At 48.3% G+C, this 19,919-nt stretch carries 28 protein-coding genes and 2 pseudogenes; 22 read left to right on the top strand and 8 right to left on the bottom strand.

From position 1 onward, the window contains the following. Window positions 1-101 precede the first annotated feature (101 nt). The 5 genes from CD05_RS0116000 to CD05_RS19140 all read right to left on the bottom strand — a co-directional run bounded on the left by CD05_RS0116000 (window position 102) and on the right by CD05_RS19140 (window position 2,724). The gene (locus CD05_RS0116000; RefSeq protein WP_028511326.1) at window positions 102-1,055 is read right to left on the bottom strand and encodes an L-lactate dehydrogenase; all 954 of its coding nucleotides are present in this window, start codon (window positions 1,053-1,055) and stop codon (window positions 102-104) included. A gap of 61 nt (window positions 1,056-1,116) precedes the next feature. Continuing rightward, window positions 1,117-1,458, bottom strand: a complete 342-nt coding sequence (locus tag CD05_RS0115995) for a hypothetical protein (RefSeq protein ID WP_028511325.1) — start codon at window positions 1,456-1,458, stop codon at window positions 1,117-1,119. Window positions 1,459-1,469: 11 nt separating this feature from the next. Continuing rightward, a complete protein-coding gene (locus tag CD05_RS0115990; protein ID WP_028511324.1) occupies window positions 1,470-1,763 on the bottom strand; it encodes a hypothetical protein in 294 nt (97 codons plus the stop codon). Window positions 1,764-1,774: 11 nt separating this feature from the next. Next, entirely contained in the window at window positions 1,775-2,266 is a 492-nt protein-coding gene (locus CD05_RS0115985; RefSeq protein WP_028511323.1) for a hypothetical protein, read from the bottom strand. Then, a complete protein-coding gene (locus tag CD05_RS19140) occupies window positions 2,263-2,724 on the bottom strand; it encodes a transcriptional regulator (RefSeq protein ID WP_037323104.1) in 462 nt (153 codons plus the stop codon). Before CD05_RS19140 ends, CD05_RS0115985 begins: the two co-directional genes overlap by 4 nt. A gap of 177 nt (window positions 2,725-2,901) precedes the next feature. On the opposite strand from CD05_RS19140, the pseudogene CD05_RS20770 reads away from it, so the two are divergent. From CD05_RS20770 to CD05_RS0115960, 4 genes and pseudogenes are all read left to right on the top strand, one after another. Next, window positions 2,902-2,991: pseudogene (locus CD05_RS20770) on the top strand (cell filamentation protein Fic); the annotation flags it as partial. A gap of 338 nt (window positions 2,992-3,329) precedes the next feature. Then, entirely contained in the window at window positions 3,330-4,223 is an 894-nt protein-coding gene (locus tag CD05_RS0115970) for an ABC transporter permease (protein ID WP_028511322.1), read from the top strand. Between the two features lie 82 nt (window positions 4,224-4,305). After that, complete coding sequence (locus CD05_RS19135; protein WP_084262230.1) at window positions 4,306-5,151, top strand: ABC transporter ATP-binding protein; 846 nt, start codon at window positions 4,306-4,308, stop codon at window positions 5,149-5,151. 21 nt (window positions 5,152-5,172) lie between these two features. Continuing rightward, window positions 5,173-6,012 (top strand): glycosyltransferase, encoded by an 840-nt coding sequence (locus CD05_RS0115960; RefSeq protein ID WP_028511321.1) that lies wholly within the window; start codon window positions 5,173-5,175, stop codon window positions 6,010-6,012. Between the two features lie 198 nt (window positions 6,013-6,210). On the opposite strand, the gene CD05_RS20990 is transcribed toward CD05_RS0115960, so the two are convergent. After that, window positions 6,211-6,945 carry a hypothetical protein gene (locus tag CD05_RS20990; protein WP_037323101.1) on the bottom strand — a complete coding sequence of 245 codons (735 nt, stop codon included), beginning with the start codon at window positions 6,943-6,945 and terminating at the stop codon, window positions 6,211-6,213. A 623-nt stretch (window positions 6,946-7,568) separates the two neighbouring features. Between CD05_RS20990 and CD05_RS0115950 the strand changes: the two genes are divergently transcribed. From CD05_RS0115950 to CD05_RS0115870, 18 genes and pseudogenes are all read left to right on the top strand, one after another. Continuing rightward, entirely contained in the window at window positions 7,569-7,847 is a 279-nt protein-coding gene (locus tag CD05_RS0115950) for a hypothetical protein (RefSeq protein WP_028511320.1), read from the top strand. 257 nt (window positions 7,848-8,104) lie between these two features. After that, window positions 8,105-8,530 (top strand): 6-carboxytetrahydropterin synthase QueD, encoded by a 426-nt coding sequence (queD, locus tag CD05_RS0115940; RefSeq protein ID WP_028511318.1) that lies wholly within the window; start codon window positions 8,105-8,107, stop codon window positions 8,528-8,530. Beyond that, window positions 8,527-9,195, top strand: coding sequence for a putative 7-carboxy-7-deazaguanine synthase QueE (gene queE / locus CD05_RS0115935; RefSeq protein WP_028511317.1), 669 nt, complete (start codon window positions 8,527-8,529; stop codon window positions 9,193-9,195). Before queD ends, queE begins: the two co-directional genes overlap by 4 nt. A gap of 3 nt (window positions 9,196-9,198) precedes the next feature. Then, window positions 9,199-9,759, top strand: a complete 561-nt coding sequence (folE, locus tag CD05_RS0115930; protein WP_028511316.1) for a GTP cyclohydrolase I — start codon at window positions 9,199-9,201, stop codon at window positions 9,757-9,759. Window positions 9,760-9,783: 24 nt separating this feature from the next. Continuing rightward, window positions 9,784-10,476, top strand: coding sequence for a 7-cyano-7-deazaguanine synthase QueC (gene queC / locus CD05_RS0115925; RefSeq protein WP_028511315.1), 693 nt, complete (start codon window positions 9,784-9,786; stop codon window positions 10,474-10,476). Beyond that, window positions 10,473-10,976 carry a preQ(1) synthase gene (queF, locus tag CD05_RS0115920; protein WP_347495376.1) on the top strand — a complete coding sequence of 168 codons (504 nt, stop codon included), beginning with the start codon at window positions 10,473-10,475 and terminating at the stop codon, window positions 10,974-10,976. Before queC ends, queF begins: the two co-directional genes overlap by 4 nt. Window positions 10,977-11,068: 92 nt before the next feature. Beyond that, window positions 11,069-11,857 (top strand): alpha/beta hydrolase, encoded by a 789-nt coding sequence (locus CD05_RS0115915; protein WP_051589081.1) that lies wholly within the window; start codon window positions 11,069-11,071, stop codon window positions 11,855-11,857. Next, window positions 11,827-12,075 carry a hypothetical protein gene (locus tag CD05_RS20765; protein WP_156947531.1) on the top strand — a complete coding sequence of 83 codons (249 nt, stop codon included), beginning with the start codon at window positions 11,827-11,829 and terminating at the stop codon, window positions 12,073-12,075. The genes CD05_RS0115915 and CD05_RS20765 overlap by 31 nt, the downstream gene beginning before the upstream one ends. A 225-nt stretch (window positions 12,076-12,300) precedes the next feature. Beyond that, entirely contained in the window at window positions 12,301-12,858 is a 558-nt protein-coding gene (locus tag CD05_RS0115910) for a chromate transporter (RefSeq protein WP_028511312.1), read from the top strand. Beyond that, complete coding sequence (locus CD05_RS0115905; protein WP_028511311.1) at window positions 12,851-13,411, top strand: chromate transporter; 561 nt, start codon at window positions 12,851-12,853, stop codon at window positions 13,409-13,411. The genes CD05_RS0115910 and CD05_RS0115905 overlap by 8 nt, the downstream gene beginning before the upstream one ends. Window positions 13,412-13,697: 286 nt before the next feature. Further along, window positions 13,698-13,844, top strand: a complete 147-nt coding sequence (locus CD05_RS20760) for a hypothetical protein (protein WP_156947529.1) — start codon at window positions 13,698-13,700, stop codon at window positions 13,842-13,844. A gap of 279 nt (window positions 13,845-14,123) precedes the next feature. Next, window positions 14,124-14,639 carry a flavodoxin gene (locus CD05_RS0115900; RefSeq protein ID WP_028511310.1) on the top strand — a complete coding sequence of 172 codons (516 nt, stop codon included), beginning with the start codon at window positions 14,124-14,126 and terminating at the stop codon, window positions 14,637-14,639. A 12-nt stretch (window positions 14,640-14,651) separates the two neighbouring features. Further along, entirely contained in the window at window positions 14,652-15,503 is an 852-nt protein-coding gene (locus CD05_RS0115895; protein ID WP_028511309.1) for an aldo/keto reductase, read from the top strand. 10 nt (window positions 15,504-15,513) lie between these two features. Beyond that, entirely contained in the window at window positions 15,514-15,882 is a 369-nt protein-coding gene (locus tag CD05_RS0115890) for a nuclear transport factor 2 family protein (RefSeq protein ID WP_028511308.1), read from the top strand. Between the two features lie 9 nt (window positions 15,883-15,891). Then, entirely contained in the window at window positions 15,892-16,764 is an 873-nt protein-coding gene (locus CD05_RS0115885; protein ID WP_051589080.1) for a LysR family transcriptional regulator, read from the top strand. A 9-nt stretch (window positions 16,765-16,773) separates the two neighbouring features. Further along, window positions 16,774-16,875: pseudogene (locus CD05_RS20755) on the top strand (short-chain dehydrogenase); the annotation flags it as partial. Between the two features lie 254 nt (window positions 16,876-17,129). Beyond that, the gene (locus CD05_RS19125) at window positions 17,130-17,720 is read left to right on the top strand and encodes a flavodoxin (protein WP_242841282.1); all 591 of its coding nucleotides are present in this window, start codon (window positions 17,130-17,132) and stop codon (window positions 17,718-17,720) included. A 1-nt stretch (window position 17,721) separates the two neighbouring features. Then, window positions 17,722-18,381, top strand: a complete 660-nt coding sequence (locus CD05_RS0115870; protein WP_028511306.1) for a DUF4405 domain-containing protein — start codon at window positions 17,722-17,724, stop codon at window positions 18,379-18,381. 29 nt (window positions 18,382-18,410) lie between these two features. Here CD05_RS0115870 and CD05_RS0115865 read toward each other — a convergent pair whose 3' ends face one another. Next, a complete protein-coding gene (locus tag CD05_RS0115865) occupies window positions 18,411-19,376 on the bottom strand; it encodes an aldo/keto reductase (RefSeq protein WP_028511305.1) in 966 nt (321 codons plus the stop codon). Window positions 19,377-19,388: 12 nt separating this feature from the next. Continuing rightward, window positions 19,389-19,919, bottom strand: coding sequence for a nuclear transport factor 2 family protein (locus CD05_RS0115860; RefSeq protein ID WP_037323097.1), 531 nt, complete (start codon window positions 19,917-19,919; stop codon window positions 19,389-19,391).

Genomic DNA, 19,919 nt, shown 5'->3' with positions numbered 1-19,919 from the left:
CCCGGGGTTTGTGAACCTCGGGGGTAAACTGTTTTTGATATATCGCCGCAAAGCGGCGATACCTCACCTGTTACCTGTTACCTATTACCTGTTACCTCAGACTAAATTCCCAGCCCGTCAAACGCATCATTGAGCACGGCAGCTGAGGCGAGGAACTTCTCCTGCTCGTCCTCGGTAAGCTCAAGCTCGACTATCTCCTTGACACCGTTTCTGCCGATGATGCTCGGAACACCGATGAACACGCCCTTTGTGCCGTATTCGCCCGAGAGCTTTGCAGAGACTGTGAGCACACTGTTCTCATCGCCCAGGATAGCCTTTACTATCCGGGTGAGAGCTATGCCTATGCCGTAATAGGTCGCACTCTTGGCTTCTATTATCTTGTAGGCGGCTGTGCGCACTTCTTCCTCAATTCGAGCCATGCCCTCGTAGGTGTAGGGGCTCTTTTCATCATCAAGAATGCCTGTTACACGCTTTGTGGCAAGCATCACCTGCGAGAGTGGAACGAACTCCGAATCGCCGTGCTCACCTATAACATATGCGTGGATATTCTTCGGGTCAACGGTGAAATAATCACCCAGCAGATAGCGAAGCCTTGCCGTATCAAGGCTCGTGCCTGTGCCTATTACCTTTGATGCGCCGAAGCGTGACAGCTCAAAGGTCACCCTTGTCATGATGTCAACAGGGTTTGTGGCGACAACGAATATGCCGTCAAAGCCTGACTTGACAACAGGAGTTATGATAGAGCGGAAGACCTCGGTGTTGCGCTTTAAAAGGTCAAGGCGTGTCTCGCCCTCCTTCTGTGCAACACCTGCTGCGATGACTACGATATCAGCGTCCTTGCAGTCACTATACTCGCCGCAGTATATCTTCATATTCGATTTTGCAAAGGCAAGCCCGTGGTTTAAGTCCATAGCCTCGCCCTCGGCTCTTTTCTTGTTAAGGTCGATAAGCACCAGCTCGTTGCATATGCCGCCCTGATTAACGAGCGAATAAGCGAAGCTCATACCTACCATTCCCGTGCCTATAAGCACGACTTTTCTTTTATCGGTGTTCATAAATAACAGCTCCTTTTTGGTTTTTTCGTTGATTATATTATACCAAAACAACGAGGATATGTCAACCGAACAGCTCTTTTATAATATCCTTGTCCACAAATATATCGTAATAAAGATGCTCGAATACATTACCTACCAGCAGCCAAAATGCATAGATGATAATAATGAGCTTTACTGCAAAGCGCATATACAAGCGCTGCTCGTCACCGGTTCCGAGAGGTCTCACAAAGAATATCACCACCGCCGCTATACGCACCGAGCCGAGCAGCAAAAACTCGGTCTGATAATCTGTCAGGTGCGGAAACAGCGGCAGTCCGCACATTGCCGCCCAGCCCATAAAGCCATAGTTTATAAGAGCAAACCACAAAAACAGCAGTATCTTCTTTTTTCTCAGAGCGGTCATAGTATCACTCCTTATGCAAATACATCATGTATTATCGTCAGCCAGAAAGCATTTATGATAAAAATGAGTATCGCCGCAAAACATAGAAACGAACGCTTTTCCTCACAGGTCTTAAAGGGCCTGACAAAGAACAGCACCAAAGCCGCCGCAGGCACAGAGCCGAGCAAAACCACCTCCGTCTGTGTATCTGTCAGGCTTTGAAGAAACGGTCTCCCGCCGCAGCTTGCCGCCCAGCCAATAAAGGCGTAGTTTATTAGCAGAAACCACAAAAGCAGCAGGGCTTTCTTGCTTCTGAGAGCGTTCATAGTATCACTCCCTACTGTATAACTATAGACGATGCAAACAGCCACGGCGTTGTGATGACAGCAAAGGCAAGTGCGAAACACCTGCGGTCACTCTCGTCATCAAACACCTTTTTAAATGATATCTTCTTATCAAACAGATAGATGAGCACCGACGACAGTGCCATACAAAACAGCACACTCACAGCCGAGAGAGGGTTTGCCCAGGGATTGAATATAATAGCATTTGATGCCTCATAGCGGCGTATCTTCTCAAGAAAAATACTTATTGCCACAAGCGCCGCACCGCCGATGATATCAGCGAGCATTCCGAAAGCCCACACCTTTAATATGCAGCCCTTCCATATATCCTTTTTGTTTTCATTCTTTTTTATTTTCAGCAGGATAAGCAAAACTATGCTGTCGATGATAAAATTGCCTGCAAGCGTCGGCAGCCACATCACGGGGAATGCAAGCACCAGCCACAGCGGCATTATCATATTGTAAAGCCTTACGTCCTTTTTCATTTTGCATTCACCCTTTCATATTCTGCGGCGGCGAGTTTTACCTTTTCAAGGTCAAAGGACGAGCAGACGTGCCTGTCGTCATCGGTCAGCAGGCGGTAGTGGCGTGAGATGTAGTTTTGCTGGATATGCCAGCCAATACCCTGCTGCACCTCCTCCCACCATACACGGCCGCCCATAGTCTTGGGGTACTTAGGCTGCACACGCTCGAATGCAAGCGCACTGAGAATATCCTGCATATCGCCGCCGAAGGTGTTTTGCAGTATACTGCTCTGCGAAAAGAGCGAGCAGAGTGCTACCGCCCCCGTCCAGCCCAGCGAGCCACGGCCCTTTTCGATGCCGACAAGCGTCTTTTTTGATATGCCGAGGCAGAGCGCCATACTCTCCTGCGTCAGCTCATACTCAGTGCGCACAAGGCGCAGCAGCTCATCTGTGTTTTTTATAAATTCTTCTCTTGTCATAAAAAGCGCTCCTTTTGGTGTTTGATTTCCTCTTTAGTGTAATTTTACACTATTTGTGAAGATTTGTCAAGAGGGTACGTGGATTTTTTTCAGATAACGGTAAAAACGGCTGTCAATTGACTTGATAGCCGAAATATGTTATAATAGTATCGACAAATCAAAGGAAGGTAGCGCCTTATGATACAAAACAAACTTGGTATAACAAGCTCCGCCGAGCTTGCGGTCGAAGAAGAACGCATAAGCAAGCAAAAGGCGCTGGAGCTGTTTATGAAAGGCATCGACAAAAGCTATGAATACGAGGGCTATTCGCACTACACAACAGCCGAGATAGATGATATGAACAGGTAACGCAAAGCACCGATGCCGTCGGTGCTTTTTTATTATCTCTGCCCTATGTCGGGGCTTTGTGCGCTATTGCCTATAAACCTTTTATATACGCTGATATTTCGGTCAAAAGGGCGATTTGACGGTGGTTTGTATTGACACTTTTGGGGCTTTGTGGTAGAATTAACATTGAATTATTATCAATAAATTTCAGGCAACACCGCACAAAGGCTCGGAGCCGGTGGCCGTGCGGTGCTGCCTTTAAAAAGGACTGAATTTTCTTGACAGAGGAAAAAAAGCATAAGTTCAAGGAGGGCTCGTTTTTAGAGCTGTTCAATTACAAGGATCTGCTATATCAGCTCGTTGCAAGAGATATCAAGCTCAAATACCGCCGCAGCTTTCTCGGCTATATATGGAGCGTGCTAAATCCCCTGCTGATAATGATAATCATGTCGGTAGTATTCACGCTGCTGTTCACAAAGAAGACCGAGCTGTTCCCGATATACCTCATGTGCGGCAGAACAGTGTTCGAGTTCATCAAGACAGCGACCGACAAATCGTTGAGCTCGATAACCGACAACGCATCGCTGCTCAAAAAGACCTACGTTTCAAAGTTTATGTTCCCGATGTCGAAAATAACGGCATCAATGGTAGACTTCGTATTCTCGCTGGGTGCGCTCGTTATACTTATGGTAGCGCTCTCGCTCAGATACGGCAGATGCCTGTTCTCATTCTGGAACTTAGGTATCGTGATAGTCATAATCGAAGCCTACATCTTCGCTATGGGGCTTGGCTTCCTGCTCGCAGCGCTCAATGTGTTCTTCCGTGACATAAAGTACATCTACCATGCCGTTACTACCATGTGGATATACTGCTCGGCAATATTCTACAACATGGGCTCCTTCTACGACAAGGGCAAGAGCCAGATCAAAAAGGGTCAGACTCCCTACGGATATTACCTTGCATATGTTATCGAGAATTTCAACCCGGCATACATTTACATAAAGCAGTTCAGAGCATTCGTATGGTGCCCGGCTGTAAGGCGTGGGCTCGAATCGTGGGCGTTAGTCGATGCAAAGGACTTTGTTCTCGGCTTTGCCTATGCGTTTTTGATGTTCTTCATTGGCGTGGCAGCATTCAGAAAGTCACAGGATAAATTCATACTGTACATCTGATATTTGCGCTTGTGTGATCCACAGGCAGTGCTTTGGGAACAGTTAACTGACATATCGACCATTATTAAAAAGGATAGTGTGTATGAGCGAATATATCGTTGATGTTGATAACGTGACCGTGCGCTTCAACAAAGCGTCGGAGAATATAGACAACTTAAAGGAATACTTTGTCAAGCTCGTAAAGCACGAGCTGATGTTCAAGGAGTTCCTTGCCTTGCAGAATGTTGACCTTAAGATCAAGCCCGGCGAGGCGTGGGCGATAATAGGCACCAACGGCAGCGGCAAGAGCACACTGCTAAAGGTAATAAGCCGAATACTCAAGCCCTACAAGGGCAGCGTGACGGTAAACGGCACTGTGGCTTCCCTTATCGAGCTTGGTGCAGGAATAGACCCCAAGCTCACAGCAAGGGAGAACATTTATCTTAACGGCTGTATACTCGGCTACAGCAAGAAATTCGTTGCAGAGAGGTTTGACGAGATAGTTGAGTTCTCAGAGCTCGAGGACTTTCTCGACACGCCTGTAAAGAACTTCTCCTCAGGTATGAAATCCCGTCTTGGCTTCTCTGTTGCTACTATGGTAAAGCCCGATATACTGATAGTTGACGAGGTGCTCTCGGTCGGCGACGTGCTTTTCAGAAAGAAATGCATGAACAAGATGAACGAGATGCTTGCCGACGGCACAACGCTGCTTTTCGTTTCCCACAACATGGAGACCTGCAAGAATATGTGCGACCACGCACTCTGGCTCGACAAGGGCGAGGTAGTAAGAAGCGGCGAGATAGACGACATAGCAGATGAATACATGACGACTATCGAGGAGCGCAAGGCAAAACAGAAGGCCGCCAAGAAGAAAAAGCAGAAAGAGCTTGACAAGAAGGCCAAAGAGATAGAAGAAAAGAAAAGAAAGAAAAAAGAAGCTGCATCGTAACAGACAGGAGGTGAACGGACAATGAGTGACAATAATAAAGAAATAAAGCTGCCTAAATACAGTGTGCTGATGTCCGTTTACTCAGGCGAAAGGGCAGAGTTCTTTGAGAAGAGCATAAAGAGCATACTATCCCAGACTTACCCGACAGACGATTTTGTGATAGTCTGCGACGGCGAGCTCACAGGCGAGCTTGATGCGGTACTTGAAAAGTACTGCGAACGCCACCCCTGCATAAACGTGATAAGAAGCAACAAGTGCGGTGTGGGGATGTGCGCAAACAAGGGGCTCAAAGCCTGCAAACACGAATACATAGTAAAGATGGATTCTGACGACATCGCCCACAAGGACAGGTGCGAGCTTATGATGAAGCTCTTTGCAGAGCACCCCGAGCTTGACATGGCAGGCGCATACATAGACGAATTTGACAGCGACACGGGCGAGCACATAGCATACAAAAAGACCCCGGTCAGCAACAAGGCCATAAGAAAATACGCAAAGCGACGCAACCCCTTCAACAACCAGACGCTCTGCTACCGCAAAAGCAAGGCTCTGCGCACAGGCGGCTACTCGGACATACCGAGGTGCGAGGACTACGAGTTTGTAGTGAATATGCTCACAGCAGGCGCTATCGGGCACAACATACCCAAGGTGCTGGTCGATTACAGGGTAAACGAGGGCAACTACAGACGCCGGTCCAACTGGGTAAACACAAAGGCGTTCATCAAGGTGCGTTACAGGATATGGCGCAAGGGCTTTTCTTCGCTTTCCGACCTTCTGATACCCTGCGCTTTCCAGATGTTCATGTTCATCATGCCCGCCGGGCTGACAAGCGTGCTTTATAAGAAGTTTTTACGAAAATAATGACTTATAGAAAGACCCTTTCCAAGATGTAGATCCGAAGGGTCGAGGGGCGACCGGAAAGCCCCTCGTGTATCGCAGTGAAAACGAGAGACTTTCTTTGAGAGCAAGCGCTTCAAGCATATCACAATAACACAGACTTTTGCAGTAAGCAACAAGACCCTTTCCACAAACGGAAAGGGTCTTTATCATTCATATTTATTACCATGTGACCGCAACGTCTACCTGAGTTGCATTTTCGCCTACGAAAACAGGGCTTGTGTCAACAACGATGCCCGTTCCGAGCGATGTGGCGACGAGCGTGCCTCTCGGTCTGATATCAAGATTGCAGGCTACCATTATATAGTCGCCGAACATCTTGCAGCCGTCGTCTCTTACCCAGTAGGGATAAGCGTCTTCGGAATAGCCCATGCCTCTCATTATGCTTACTATGCCGCTCATATCGAGGTTATAGTATGTCTCCTTGCCGGAGGGGCCGTAGTAGATGCCGGAGAAGGTGCTGAGCTGGCCGCTCTGATCCCACTGTGCGTTGACAGTGTTTGCGGCTGTCTTTTCCTGCTCCTCTTTCTTTTTCTTTTCTTCCTCGGCCTTCTTTTTCTCTTCCTCAGCCTTTTTCTTTTCTTCTTCTTTCTTTTTCTGCTCGGCTTCTTCGGCCTTTTTTATCTTCTTGATGCAGTTTTGTGTGTACTCAATGTTCTTTTCGAGTGTCTCGCCTATTATCATACCGGTCTTCTTCATGTAAGCGATCTCAGTGCCGGCATTCTCGCCTACAGCGTTAAGAGCGTCAATGCTGACCTCAACTGTATTGATAGCTGCTGTGTACTCTCTGTTGTCCGTGATAGACATAGCATCGGATGCAAAGGCTGTCATACCTGCTATCATAAGCGCTGCGCCTGCGAGAGCCGAGATGCCCATAATACCCTTGTTTCTGTGCATGATCTTTATTCACTCCTTACATAATCACACGTTTTCCTATTATTACTCTTATTTCCTCACACTAATATTATAGCAGATTTTCCCGAAGCCTATACCGTTTTTTAAAAAAAGTTCAAAATGATTTGGCGCTTTTGCTATTTTTATCAACTAAAACGGAGAAATGGTGTACAAAACCCCACAACTTTTTTTGGAGAATATGAACAAAAGGTATCACCGGGATATCTTTTGACTAATCACCCCGGATATGCCCCGAAAATGGGCAATGTGCTGTAAATCCTGTTTCTTTTCAAGCAGCAGATTGGTAATATAGCATATGACACAGCTGTGATTAATTATTTATTAATATTATATATGATACTGGTTTATAAATTATTGATATAATTATTCATATTTACAAAGCCAATACAAAAGGCTGTAAAACAGCACATTCAGCCCTGCCTGTCAGTTTCATATCACAGGCAAACTGCGTATTCAAGGGGCTTTGCGAGCGGTCTGTTCTCTTGACACGCAAAGGCAGAATGTGGTATCATATAGGTGATGTAATATCGCATTATAAATGAGAAAAAGCTATGAAAAAGACAAGTTAACGGCTGCTTGGTTTCGTCACGGCATTTATGCTCGTGATGTCTCTTGCAGTCATGCTGCCTGAGGGGTGGCTCATCAGGGCGAAGGCATCAGGCACAGCATTCACCTACATCGACAACAAGAAAATATGGTGGACCTGCAGAAACCTCGACCCTCTCAACGCCCACGAGTCAGGCGATGTCAGAATAAACGCTGCGACCTTTAAGGCAACACCGCACGAAGATTGTGCGCAAATTGCGCAGTCAGCTTTTTCGTCAGATTGCACAGATTTTCCGAAGGAATACTACCGTATTTCAAGGAAAAAATGTGTAATATGACGGAAAAGATGCAAGTAAGTTGCGTACAAAGCCTTCAGGCGGTCTTTGTGCGGTGTTGCCTTTACATTTTCTTGCTTGACAAATGCGGCCGCAGGTGGTATAATATTTTTCTGACAGTTCGTTTGCGCCATCCTGTCATTAATAAAAACCAGGGCAGCTATAATGAGTTTATCAGCAAAGGGCGAGGTGCGCCTTTTGCATGACTTTTTGCGCTGCATTTTTTGCGGCGCTTTTTTAATGTTTTGGAGGAATTCTTAATGAACAAGCTGATAACTTCGGCAGCATTTGACAGCGCACATTTTCTTGCAGGCTATAAAGGCAAGTGCTCAAATATCCACGGCCACCGCTGGAAGGCAGAGGTGACTGTCTGCGGCGAGGAGCTTATAACAGAGGGCGAGAAAAGAGGTATGCTGATTGACTTTGCAGACCTCAAAAGCGAAGTAAGAGCCCTTGCTGACAAGCTCGATCACACGCTGATATACGAAGCAGGCTCGCTTAAGGCCGCTACCCTTGCAGCGCTTAAGGACGAGGGCTTTGCACTGACAGAGGTGCCGTTCCGCCCGACTGCCGAGAATTTTGCTAAGTTCTTTTTTGACGAGCTGACCCGTGCAGGGCTGAGGGTGTGCTCGGTCAGGATATACGAAACGCCCGACAACTGTGCAGAATACGAGGTGGCAAGATGAGCAGCTTAAAACTTGCAGAGAGCTTTGTGAGCATAAACGGCGAGGGGCAGCAGGCCGGAGCGCTGGCGCTGTTTCTGCGCTTTACCGGCTGCAACTTAAAGTGCGACTGGTGCGACACGGCCTGGGCAAATGAAAAGGGCGCACCCTTCGAGCTTGCGAGCATATCACGCCTGACCGGCATTGCAAGAGATGCGATAGAAAAATACGACCTGCACTGCGTGACCCTCACCGGCGGCGAGCCGCTTTTGCAGGAAGGGATAGACGAGCTTATCCTTGCGCTTACCAAACTCGGGCTGCGTGTCGAGATAGAGACTAACGGTTCTGTGGACATAAGGCCTTTCATGGAAAAGTGCCGCCCTGTTTTCACCGTAGACTACAAGCTGCCGTCAAGCAGAATGGAGCGGCATATGTTTACCGACAACATTCCGCTTTTAAAGGAATGGGACACGCTGAAATTCGTGTGCGGCTCAAGGCAGGATCTTTACCGTGCGGCAGAGGTCATCGAGGAATACAAGCCGTTATGCACGGTGCTTCTAAGCCCGGTGTTCGGCAGGATAGAGCCGGCAGAGATAGTAGAATTCATGAAAGAGAAAAGGCTTGGCAAAGCAAGGCTGCAATTGCAGCTGCACAAGCTGATATGGTCGCCCGATGAAAGAGGAGTATGACAAATGGACAGAGAGAAGATAGAATACCACATAAGAGGCCTGCTCGAAGCGATCGGCGAAGACCCTGACCGTGAGGGCTTGAAGGAAACTCCCCTGCGTGTGGCGAATATGCTTGAAGAAGTGCTCGAAGGCACAAAATACACAAACCACGAGATCGCAGAGATGTTTGGCAAGACCTTCTCCTCTGAGGACATAGGCGCAGACGAAGCTATCGTTATGAAGGACATAACCGTTTTCAGCTACTGTGAGCACCACATGGCGCTGATGTATGACATGACGGTGAATGTGGCATACATACCAAAGGGCAGGGTGCTGGGTCTTAGCAAGATTGCAAGGATATGCGACATGGCAGCAAAGCGTTTGCAGCTTCAGGAGCGTCTTGGGCGTGACATAGCGCAGATAATCTCAGAAGCCGCAGGTACGGAAGATGTGGCAGTCAAGATAACCGGCTCACACAGCTGCATGACGGCAAGGGGCATAAGAAATGCCTCGGCAAGGACAGAGACAAAGACATTCATCGGCAGGTTCAAGCAGGACAAGGAGCTAAGAGAGCTTGTTGAGTAGGATAGACCATATAAGGAGAAAGCTATGAAAGCACTTGTATTATTCAGCGGCGGGCTCGACAGCTCGACCTGTCTGGCACTTGCGATAAAGGAGCACGGGCGTGAGAATGTGTTTGCGCTCTCGATATACTACGGCCAGAAGCACGACAAGGAGATAGCGGCTGCAAGAGCAGTTGTTTCGCACTACGGCGTTGAGTGGAGGATACTTGATTTACAGACGATATTTGAAGACTCAGACTGCACGCTGCTAAAAGGCTCATCGGGCGAGATACCCAAAGAAAGCTATGCCGAGCAGCTTACCCAGACTGACGGCAAGCCTGTATCGACATATGTGCCTTTCAGAAACGGGCTATTCTTGGCATCGGCTGCGAGCATTGCGCTCTCAAAGGGGTGCGGTGTCATCTACTACGGCGCACATTCTGACGATGCAGCAGGAAACGCCTACCCCGACTGCTCGGACAAGTTCAACAACGCAATGAACGAGGCGATATTCACAGGCAGCGGAGAGCAGCTTTGCATAAAAGCACCTTTTGTGGGGCTTACAAAGGCTGATGTTGTAAAGCTCGGCACAGAGTTAGGCGTTCCGTTCGAGCTGACATGGAGCTGCTACGAGGGCGGCGAAAAGCCCTGCGGCGTATGCGGCACCTGTCGTGACAGAGCGGCAGCATTTGAGAAAAACGGCCTGAGCGACCCCTTGCTCGGCAAAAAAGGAGAATGACTATGGCAGGCAGGACTGACAACGAAAAGGGCAGCATAACACTGCTCGGCGAAAAGAACACAGAATACGGCTTTGATTACGACCCCGGCGTGCTCGAAACATTTCCGAACAAGCACCCGGACAGGGATTACTTTGTAAAATTCAACTGCCCTGAATTCACAAGCCTCTGCCCGATAACAGGGCAGCCTGATTTTGCGACGATATACATTTCATACGTTCCGAACATCAACATGGTCGAGAGCAAGTCGCTTAAGCTATATCTTTTCAGCTTCAGAAATCACGGCGACTTTCACGAGGACTGCGTCAACATCATACTAAATGACCTGATAAAACTCATGGACCCGAAATACATTGAAGTATGGGGCAAGTTCCTCCCCCGTGGCGGCTTATCCATTGACCCCTACTGCAACTACGGCAAGCCCGGCACCAAATGGGAGGCCGTTGCGTGGGACAGGCTGACCAGGCACGATATGTACCCCGAGAAGATAGACAACAGGTAAGGCGCAGGCGCTTTTGTGTCTGCTAAAAGAATCTTCAGCTTAGATATGGTATAATTATACTGACAGCAAACTCACAGAGGGAGGCAGATATCATGAGCACAGAGACGATACAGGCAGGCGGCATCACGCTTAAGTATTTCCGCTTCGGGGCTGATACGGGGCAGCCGTTTGTGATAATACCCGGCATTGCGTTAAAGAGCGTCATGGAGTCAGAGGAGGCTATCAAGGTTCAGTACAAGCGTCTGGCGCAGAAATTCTGCGTATATGTATTAGACAGGCGTGAGAACATTCCCGACAGCTACAGCATCTATGACATGGCCGACGACACAGCGGCGGCTCTTGATGCGCTGGGGATAAAAGGTGCCGTGCTTTACGGTGTATCGCAGGGCGGCATGATAGCGCAGGCGATAGCCGCAAAGCGCCCCGACCTTGCAGGCAGGCTTATCGTATGCTCGACAGCGCCATACATACCTGAAAATGCAGGGAAAGTTTTTGACAGCTGGGCAGCCCTTGCACAAAGCAGGCGGCGTGATGAGCTCATCATGTCCTTTGGGGAGAACGTCTACACGCAAGGGTACTTTGAGAAATACCGTGATGCATTCATCAGCTTTGCCGACAGCGTGACTGACGACGAGCTGACACGGTTCGTGACGATGTGCGGCGGCTTCAAGGGCTTTGATGTTCGCCCCGAGCTTAGCAGAATCGCCGTGCCCGTCCTTGCCATAGGTGCCGAGAACGACAAGCTCTTCGGTAGCGAGGGCGCAGAGCTCATAGCCAAGCTTACAGGCGGCAGTCTCAAGCTCTACAGCGGCCAGGCTCACGGTGTTTACGACGAGAACGAAGATGTACTGTGGCAGATAGAGGAGTTTTTAGCGAAGTAAAACACGCAGGTATTCAGGCAAATTCAGGCGCCCCACAAGCGACCACAAATGCTGCATACATTACAATCAATAACCGCAGCCATCACACGACAGCACAAAAGCACCCGATCGATTCAACAGGTCAGGTGCTTTTTCTCAGCGCTATAACGGACTATCCCTTGTTTGGCGAAATGAAAGAGGACTACCTGGATCAGGTGATCCTCTTAAACATTAACTGAACCTGTCAAACAAAAAAGATGGCATCTTCTAAAATCCCGATTTTACGAGGCTTACGAGCATCTATTGTCCTTTTGCTTAAAAAGCAGATATCTTCTAAATGATAATACTTGATTGCATCTCTTGTTCGTTTTATATCTTCCTGATAGTTGCAAATAGTCGGCTGCGTTTTCATGTGTTGACGTATAATCCTTGATTTGGTATAATATCTTTGTAGGAGTGATACTGTGAATAAGAATCTTGAATTGTTCCTGACCTTTATGAAGATCGGGGCTTTTACCTTCGGCGGCGGTTATGCGATGATACCGCTGATACAGAAGGAAGTATGCGAAAACAAAAAATGGCTGAATGAAAAGGACATCACCGATATTGTTGCGATCTCCGAGTCAACCCCCGGGCCGATTGCTATCAATGCCGCAACATTCGTCGGATATAAGACATCGGGCTTTCTTGGGGCGTGTATGGCAACCATCGGTGTTGTTCTGCCCTCGTTTCTTATAATCTCGCTTATATCCCTGATTTTGACGCAGTTTCAGAGCATAAAAGCCGTCCGCTATGCTTTTATGGGTATCCGTGCAGCCGTACTTGCGCTGATACTGAAAGCCCTGTGGATGATGTTTAAATCGGTGCAGAAGAAAAAGAAACCATTTTCTTATGTGATAATGGGACTTTCTCTTGTTCTGACTGCTTTTCTGAAAATAGATGCCGTATTTGTGATAATCGGCTGCGGATTGTTCGGGCTGCTGTGGTCGCTTCTGAACAGAAAGGAGCAGAGCAATGATTGAGCTGTTTCTTGCCTTTCTGAAAATCGGAGCATTCACATTCGGCGGCGGTTATGCGATGATCGCAATGATACAGGCGGAAGCGGAACGCCACGGCTGGCTTACGCAGGAAGAACTTGTGGATTTCGTCGCTCTGAGCGAAAGCACACCGGGGCCGCTTGCTGTCAATATGGCTACATTCGTAGGAATGAGGACCGGAGGTGTTCTCGGAGCAATTATCGCAACGCTCGGAATTGTTCTGCCGTCATTTATCATTATCCTTATCATCGCAAAGTGTTTTGAGAAATATAAGAAAAGCAAAGCTGTAGGCGGTATCATGTCGGGCTTGAAACCGGCCGTTGTCGGAATGATAGGTGCAGCCTTTATATCTGTTGCAAGGACGGTATTCTTTCCGTCGGGTATCACTGCATCGGTTTTTTCTTCGGTGAGCTTTTGGGTATTTCTCGGATTATTCGCCGTAACTGCTGTACTTGCGTTCAAAAAGGTACATCCTATCAAGATCATTCTGCTTTCTGCGGTAATAGGTGTAGGTGCAGGGTACGGATTAGGGCTGTAAATCTGATAAAGGAGAATAAATAAAGCAATGGCTCTTTTCAGCCGATCTACCTTTCAGTTCCGGTGTGGTATAATTAAGGCAACACCGCCGGGCCACCGGCGGATACCTTTGCACGCCATCCACTTGCAAGTTTTCCGTCATATTACCCAAATTTACCTTGAAATACGTTAGTATTCCTGCGGTAAATTTAGCCAATCTGACGAAAAATTTGACTGCGTGTCTGACGTACAATGGCCCAGCGGTGTTGCCTTAACCTATAATCTGCTTTGCTTGGGAGTGATACGATATGGCAGTCTACATAATCTTTGACGTTGAAACGACCCTAAGCGTTCTCGGACACTCTCAGGCAAGCACAACTATCCCCGTTCCAAATAGTAACACTATACCAGTAGCAGTACCTATCGACAAGAATAATCATAATAATAACGAATAAGGGCGATACCTGACAACGCATAGGTATCGCCTTATTCTCCTTTTCAGAAGCCTATTCCCTTTTCATCTGCAAGGTTCACTATTTTCTTGCCCTGTTTCTTTACATAACGCATCGTAACGGATATTCCCACAGCTTTTTGCAAAACACAAAACAACATTATGGTTTTAGAAGTGCAGTTTACATAAGTAAATCTTATCATATATCCCCGAAATTAAGATTGATTTATCCGAAAATCCGTGATACAATATAATTACCAAATATATCACGGAGGTAATCACAATGGCTAATATACTTATCATTTACTATTCCCGCAAGGGCGAAAACTACTGGAACGGCGGCTTGAAAACAATTGCCAAGGGTAACACCGAGAGAGTTGCTGAGTTCATTCAGAACGCAGTAGGCGGTGATCTCTTTGAGGTGGACACCGTCAAGCCCTATTCCGAGAGCTATATGACCTGCATCGAGGAAGCAAAGGCTGAACTGCGTGCAAAGGCTCGTCCCGAGATCAAGGCTTATCCCGATAACTTTGAGGGCTACGACACGATCTTTGTGGGCTATCCTAACTGGTGGGGAACGATGCCCATGTGTATGTTCACACTCCTCGAAAAATATGATCTGTCAGGCAAGACGATTATTCCCTTCTGTACCAACGAGGGCAGCGGTATGGGTTCAAGTGAGCGTGATCTGAAAAACCTCTGCAAGGGTGCAACTGTCAAGGCGGGGCTTTCCATTCACGGTGCCGAGTCTGCAAATTCCGAAAGCAAGGTCGCTGCGTGGGCGAAGAAATCTATCTGAGGAGGAACTCTTATGAATTACATTACTTTGAATGACGGCAACAAGCTCCCTGCGGTGGGTTTCGGCGTGTTCATGATCCCTGCCGACGGCTCGACATACAATGCTGTGCTTAAAGCACTGAATGTCGGCTACCGCCACATAGACACGGCAGCGGCATATTTCAACGAAGCGGAAGTCGGCAAGGCTGTCCGTGACAGCGGAATTTCCCGTGAGGAGATCTTCGTCACAAGCAAGCTGTGGCTTCAGGACTACGGCTATGAAGCTGCTAAGAAAGGCATTGATACGTCACTTTCCAAGCTGGGACTTGACTATATCGACCTCTATCTGCTCCACCAGCCCTACGGCGATGTGGCAGGTGCGTGGAAAGCTCTTGAAGAAGCAAAGGCTGAGGGCAAGATCAAGTCTATCGGTGTCAGCAATATGACACCGAAACTCTACACCGAGCTGACGGCTGATTTTGCCACAAAGCCTGCGGTCAATCAGGTGGAATGCAATCCGCTTTTCCAGCAGAAGGCTCTGCGTGAGGTGCTTGCAAAGGACGATGTAAAGCTCGAAGCGTGGTATCCCCTCGGTCACGGTGATAAGTCTTTGCTTGAAAATCCTGCGATAACTGCACTCGCTGAAAAATACGGTAAGAACGCAGGACAGATCATTCTGCGATTTGAGGTGCAGGAGGGCTTTATCGTTCTGCCGAAGTCCACGAATCCGGAGCGTATTAAAGGTAATATTGACATTTTTGATTTCGCTCTGACAGATGAGGAAATGGACAGCATTCGTGCGCTCGATACAGGCAAGGGTTCCCACGATCCCGAAGCTCCGGGTGTTGGCGAGATGCTTTTGAATCATTACAAAATTCATGACTGACGGTGATACTATGACCGACAAGGAACAGATCATTCATCTCTACAAGGAGATGTACACCGCTATGGTGAACAAGGATAAGCCTACGCTTGAACGTGTCCACGATGACCGCTTTGTGCTTGTTCACATGACAGGTATGCGGCAGCCGAAGGAAGTCTATATCAGCTCGATCATGGACGGCACGCTGAATTACTACTCTGCCGAACATGAGGATATGCAGGTGGAGATCAATGGTGATACTGCCGTGCTGACAGGCAGGAGCAAGGTCACGGCGGCGGTGTTCGGCGGCGGAAAGCATACATGGCGGCTACAGCTTAGGTTTCAGCTTGTGAAGAATAATGGCGAATGGCGCTTTGCTTTAGCGAGCGCCTCGACCTACTGAGGTGATATTATGCTCAAACAAATACGCTATTTTCAGTCGGTAGTGCGGCTCGGCAGCTTTACCGCAGCCGCAGAGGAGCATTTTATTTCGCAGTCGGCTATCTCTCAGCAGATAAAGGCACTGGAGGAAGAACTTGGTGTGACGCTTTTAGAGCGAAAAAAGCGCAGCTTCACGCTGACTCCCGCAGGCGAGTTTTTCTACAAGAAAAGTCTTGTGCTGGTGGCAGATTATGATAACATCGTGCGTGAGCTGCAAAGAGTTTCAGGCAATAGCGGAGAGCTGCTGAAAGTCGGACTGCTTAAAGGTTACAGCGGCAAGGAATTCAACAGCGCTGTGTCGGAGTTTACGGTTCAGTACCCCGATGTGACAGTGGAAGTCACCCACGGAAACCACGATGCGCTTTACGCACTCCTTCGAAACGGAGAGATCGATATTGTTCTGAACGACCAGCGCAGGGCGTTCTCTGACGAGTATGTGAACATCGTGCTTGACATTCGGGAATATTATGCGGAAATATCGACAAATTCCCCCCTTGCCCAGCTTGACGAGGTTGAAATTTCCGACCTTAAAAACACGCCGCTGATACTCCTTTCTTCACCCGATCAGCAGGAAACGGAGCGCAGCTTTTATGCAAATGACATGGGCTTTCAGAGCGAGATATATTTCACAGAATATATTGATGATGCCCTGATGCAGGTCATTCAGGGCAAGGGTTTTATGCCCATAGAGGGCAGCGGTGATGCAATACAGACCACCACAAAGGCGGTCAGACTCACACGAAACGGCAAGCCGATCATCAGGCGGTACTGTGCGTTTATGAAAGCCGATAACCCGAAAAAGCACACAAATGAATTTATCGAAATTCTGAAAAATCAATTCTGAGGTGATCCCATGAAAGAAGTAATGTTAGTTACAGGTGCAGGACAGATCAGTATGGCTATCGCAAGGCGGGTAGGCTATGGCAAAAAGATCGTCCTCGGCGATAAGAATTCATCACAGGTTCCACCTTCCTGTGTGACGGTGGAGCAACTTCGAGCTTTTTTTATGGCGATTTGAGACCAACTGAGTGAGGTGCGATATGAAAAACAGAGTTATAACTGTAATTGCGGCATTTATGATGGGATCGATGCTGACCGCCTGCGGCAGTGGAGAGCCTGCATCTGCCCCAAGCGTTGCAGATAATGACAAGGCAGCAGTGCAGGAAAAGCTGAATAAGCAGGACAGCAAGTCAGACGATACAAAAGCCGATGATAAACAGTCTGATGAAAGCGCTGCGTCAAGTCAGGCTGAAACAGGGGGTTCCGACAGACAGCGACGGCAAAAATATCCTTGTTGCGTACTTTTCCCGTGCCGATGAGAATTACAACGTCGGCACGATAGACAAGGGCAATACACAGATAGTTGCAGAGTTTATCGCAGATGAGGTCGGTGCAGACAGCTTTCATATCGAGACTGTCACGCCCTATCCTGCGGATTATGATGACTGCTGCGATGTGGCAAAGCAGGAGCAGGCTGACAAAGCACGTCCCGAGATCCAGGGCAAGGTTGAGAATATGGAGCAGTATGACATAGTGTTCTTAGGCTATCCGATCTGGTGGGGCGATATGCCTATGGCGGTCTATACCTTTATGGACAGCTATGATTTCTCCGACAAGGTGGTTATCCCGTTCAACACTCACGAAGGCAGCGGTGAATCGGGAACATACTCTGCGATCGGAAGCTATCTGCCGAATGCACAGGTGCTTGACGGTATGGCAATTCAAGGCAAAACTGCGCAGGAGTTTAGCTCCGATACGCAGCAGGCTGTCCGTGACTGGCTTGACGGGCTGGGATTCTGATATGAAAATGAAGATAAAAACAGCCGCTGACATTCTGATGACAGCGGCTCTGCCCGTTCTGATGTGCTATTCTATCGTGGGAGAAACGGCACATGAAGTGATCGGCATTGCGATGTTTGGTCTGTTCATTTTACATCATATCCTGAACTTCGGTTGGATAAAGTCGCTGTTCAAGGGTAAATATGATCTTCGCAGGAGCGTGAACACTGCTGTCAATGCGCTTGTATTTCTGTGTATGATCGGGCTGATGTACAGCGGTATCGTGATCTCAAAGCACGTTTTCACCTTTGTGAATATCGGCGGTGCGATGTTCGCCAGAACAGTGCATATGCTCTGCGCCTACTGGGGACTTGTGATGATGAGCGTTCATCTCGGTATGCATATTTCGCAGATAGCGGCACGAATGAAGCTGAAAAACAAGGCTGTGGTATGGGCTTTGCGTATCATCTTCGGTGTGGTCGGTGCAGTCGGTATCTATGAGTTTATCTCGCTGAAATTCACAGACTATCTGTTCAGAAAAGTGCAATTTGTATTCATCGACACAAACGCTTCTGCTTTGCTGACTGTGCTTCAATACCTGTCTGTCATGGTGCTGTTTGCCTATGTGGGATTTATCCTGCAAATGCTTTTGAAACGAAACAATAAAACGACGATCCAGTGAAGGGTCGCCGTTTTGTTGCTTGTATAGGTTCAGAATCCGCCAAGCCCACGGTGTCCGTAGACCTTGTGTTTATTAAGCTCACTGTCAAGCGCCTTGAACTCCTCGTCCGTAAGCTCCACATCGGCAGCATTCAGATTTTCGATGATGCGTTCCTTGTTTTTTGAGCCGGGTATCGGCACTACATTCGGGTATTTGTGGAGCATCCATGCAAGGGAGATCTGTGCAGGCGTTGCGTTTTTCCTGTCAGCAAAGCTATTAAGCATCTCTACGATCGGCATATTGCCCTCGATGTTCTGACGGGATAACTGTGGGACCCAGTTGCGCACATCGTCGTTTCTTTCAAACTGTGTTTCGGCAGTTATCTTGCCCGAAAGCAGACCGCTTGCGATAGGCGAAAACGGCACAAAGCCGATGTTATGCTCCATGCAGTATGGGATAATTCGGCGCTCGCAGTCACGCTCTACCATTGAGTAGATGTTCTGTATTGCCGTCAAGGGCGTGACCCTCTGTGCTGCATCGATCACATCCACATCGACCTGAGAGAGTCCCCAGCCTCTGATAAGTCCGTCATCAATGAGCCTGCCCATTGCTTCTGCGACCTTTTCTACAGGCACACCGCCCATTCGGTGCAGATAATAGATGTCAACATAGTCAGTCCGCAGGCGGTCAAGTGAGCCTTCAAGGTGGCGGCGTATCTCGTCATAGACTTTTCTGCCGAAGCCGACAGAGTGAAGCATCAGCTTGGTTGCGATAACAACATCATCACGCACTTCTTCAAGCGCCTTGCCGACGATCAGCTCGTTGTGACCTATCCCCGACAGATTCGGACTGTAGACCTCCGCTGTATCAAAGAAATTGCAGCCGTGCCGGTAGGCGTTCTGTATCGCCTCAATGCTGTATTGCTCACTTGGGATTTTGCCGTAGCCGTGAGAAAAAGCCATGCAGCCCATGCCGACTGCGGAAACCTCTATGTCTTTCAGTTTTCTTGTATTCATTATGATTCCTCCTTACCTGTCAGTTGCATTGACGGCTATCCATTCGCCGTCACGCTTTTCGTAGTAATGCGTGCCTTTCATGCGGTATGTTCCTCTTGCACCGTAGGCATTGGCATTCAGCACCGAGGTATAAGTCACACTTGCTGTATCACCGCTGACCTCGACCTTCGGGCTGTCCATACCGATCGTGAAGTACCGCAGGCTTCCGTCGGCAATGTCTGTAAAGTATTCCTCACGGGTCTGCGTCATGCCGCTCATGTGGGTGTAGGTCATATCCTCTGAAACCAGTTCACGCATCGTGTCGATGTCCGCATTGGTCATAGCCTGACAGTATCTCGCCTGTGCGTACAGAACGGAAAGCTGCTCATCGGTCATGGAGCCGATGTCTGCATTAATCAGCTCCACATTTGTAAGTGTAGAAAAGTCGTAGTTTGTCATATTATCACCGCTTTCGATAGTTGTCACAGGTTTTGATGAGGTATTTCCTCCCTCTGCCGCACAGCCCGACAGCAGCAATATCATCAATAGCAACAGCGCTCTCAT

This window comes from Ruminococcus sp. NK3A76, from assembly GCF_000686125.1.
GTDB lineage: Bacteria > Bacillota > Clostridia > Oscillospirales > Ruminococcaceae > NK3A76.
This window is presented reverse-complemented; position numbering and strand designations above follow the sequence as displayed.

What these genes read in the sequence shown, in the direction of transcription:
- CD05_RS0116000 (WP_028511326.1), bottom strand. Translation starts at nt 1,055, where the DNA reads ATGAACACCGATAAAAGAAAAGTCGTGCTTATAGGCACGGGAATGGTA.
- CD05_RS0115995 (WP_028511325.1), bottom strand. Translation starts at nt 1,458, where the DNA reads ATGACCGCTCTGAGAAAAAAGAAGATACTGCTGTTTTTGTGGTTTGCT.
- CD05_RS0115990 (WP_028511324.1), bottom strand. Translation starts at nt 1,763, where the DNA reads ATGAACGCTCTCAGAAGCAAGAAAGCCCTGCTGCTTTTGTGGTTTCTG.
- CD05_RS0115985 (WP_028511323.1), bottom strand. Translation starts at nt 2,266, where the DNA reads ATGAAAAAGGACGTAAGGCTTTACAATATGATAATGCCGCTGTGGCTG.
- CD05_RS19140 (WP_037323104.1), bottom strand. Translation starts at nt 2,724, where the DNA reads ATGACAAGAGAAGAATTTATAAAAAACACAGATGAGCTGCTGCGCCTT.
- CD05_RS19135 (WP_084262230.1), top strand. Translation starts at nt 4,306, where the DNA reads ATGAGCGAATATATCGTTGATGTTGATAACGTGACCGTGCGCTTCAAC.
- CD05_RS0115960 (WP_028511321.1), top strand. Translation starts at nt 5,173, where the DNA reads ATGAGTGACAATAATAAAGAAATAAAGCTGCCTAAATACAGTGTGCTG.
- CD05_RS20990 (WP_037323101.1), bottom strand. Translation starts at nt 6,945, where the DNA reads ATGCACAGAAACAAGGGTATTATGGGCATCTCGGCTCTCGCAGGCGCA.
- CD05_RS0115950 (WP_028511320.1), top strand. Translation starts at nt 7,569, where the DNA reads ATGTCTCTTGCAGTCATGCTGCCTGAGGGGTGGCTCATCAGGGCGAAG.
- queD (WP_028511318.1), top strand. Translation starts at nt 8,105, where the DNA reads ATGAACAAGCTGATAACTTCGGCAGCATTTGACAGCGCACATTTTCTT.
- queE (WP_028511317.1), top strand. Translation starts at nt 8,527, where the DNA reads ATGAGCAGCTTAAAACTTGCAGAGAGCTTTGTGAGCATAAACGGCGAG.
- folE (WP_028511316.1), top strand. Translation starts at nt 9,199, where the DNA reads ATGGACAGAGAGAAGATAGAATACCACATAAGAGGCCTGCTCGAAGCG.
- queC (WP_028511315.1), top strand. Translation starts at nt 9,784, where the DNA reads ATGAAAGCACTTGTATTATTCAGCGGCGGGCTCGACAGCTCGACCTGT.
- queF (WP_347495376.1), top strand. Translation starts at nt 10,473, where the DNA reads ATGACTATGGCAGGCAGGACTGACAACGAAAAGGGCAGCATAACACTG.
- CD05_RS0115915 (WP_051589081.1), top strand. Translation starts at nt 11,069, where the DNA reads ATGAGCACAGAGACGATACAGGCAGGCGGCATCACGCTTAAGTATTTC.
- CD05_RS0115905 (WP_028511311.1), top strand. Translation starts at nt 12,851, where the DNA reads ATGATTGAGCTGTTTCTTGCCTTTCTGAAAATCGGAGCATTCACATTC.
- CD05_RS20760 (WP_156947529.1), top strand. Translation starts at nt 13,698, where the DNA reads ATGGCAGTCTACATAATCTTTGACGTTGAAACGACCCTAAGCGTTCTC.
- CD05_RS0115900 (WP_028511310.1), top strand. Translation starts at nt 14,124, where the DNA reads ATGGCTAATATACTTATCATTTACTATTCCCGCAAGGGCGAAAACTAC.
- CD05_RS0115895 (WP_028511309.1), top strand. Translation starts at nt 14,652, where the DNA reads ATGAATTACATTACTTTGAATGACGGCAACAAGCTCCCTGCGGTGGGT.
- CD05_RS0115890 (WP_028511308.1), top strand. Translation starts at nt 15,514, where the DNA reads ATGACCGACAAGGAACAGATCATTCATCTCTACAAGGAGATGTACACC.
- CD05_RS0115885 (WP_051589080.1), top strand. Translation starts at nt 15,892, where the DNA reads ATGCTCAAACAAATACGCTATTTTCAGTCGGTAGTGCGGCTCGGCAGC.
- CD05_RS19125 (WP_242841282.1), top strand. Translation starts at nt 17,130, where the DNA reads ATGATAAACAGTCTGATGAAAGCGCTGCGTCAAGTCAGGCTGAAACAG.
- CD05_RS0115870 (WP_028511306.1), top strand. Translation starts at nt 17,722, where the DNA reads ATGAAAATGAAGATAAAAACAGCCGCTGACATTCTGATGACAGCGGCT.
- CD05_RS0115865 (WP_028511305.1), bottom strand. Translation starts at nt 19,376, where the DNA reads ATGAATACAAGAAAACTGAAAGACATAGAGGTTTCCGCAGTCGGCATG.
- CD05_RS0115860 (WP_037323097.1), bottom strand. Translation starts at nt 19,919, where the DNA reads ATGAGAGCGCTGTTGCTATTGATGATATTGCTGCTGTCGGGCTGTGCG.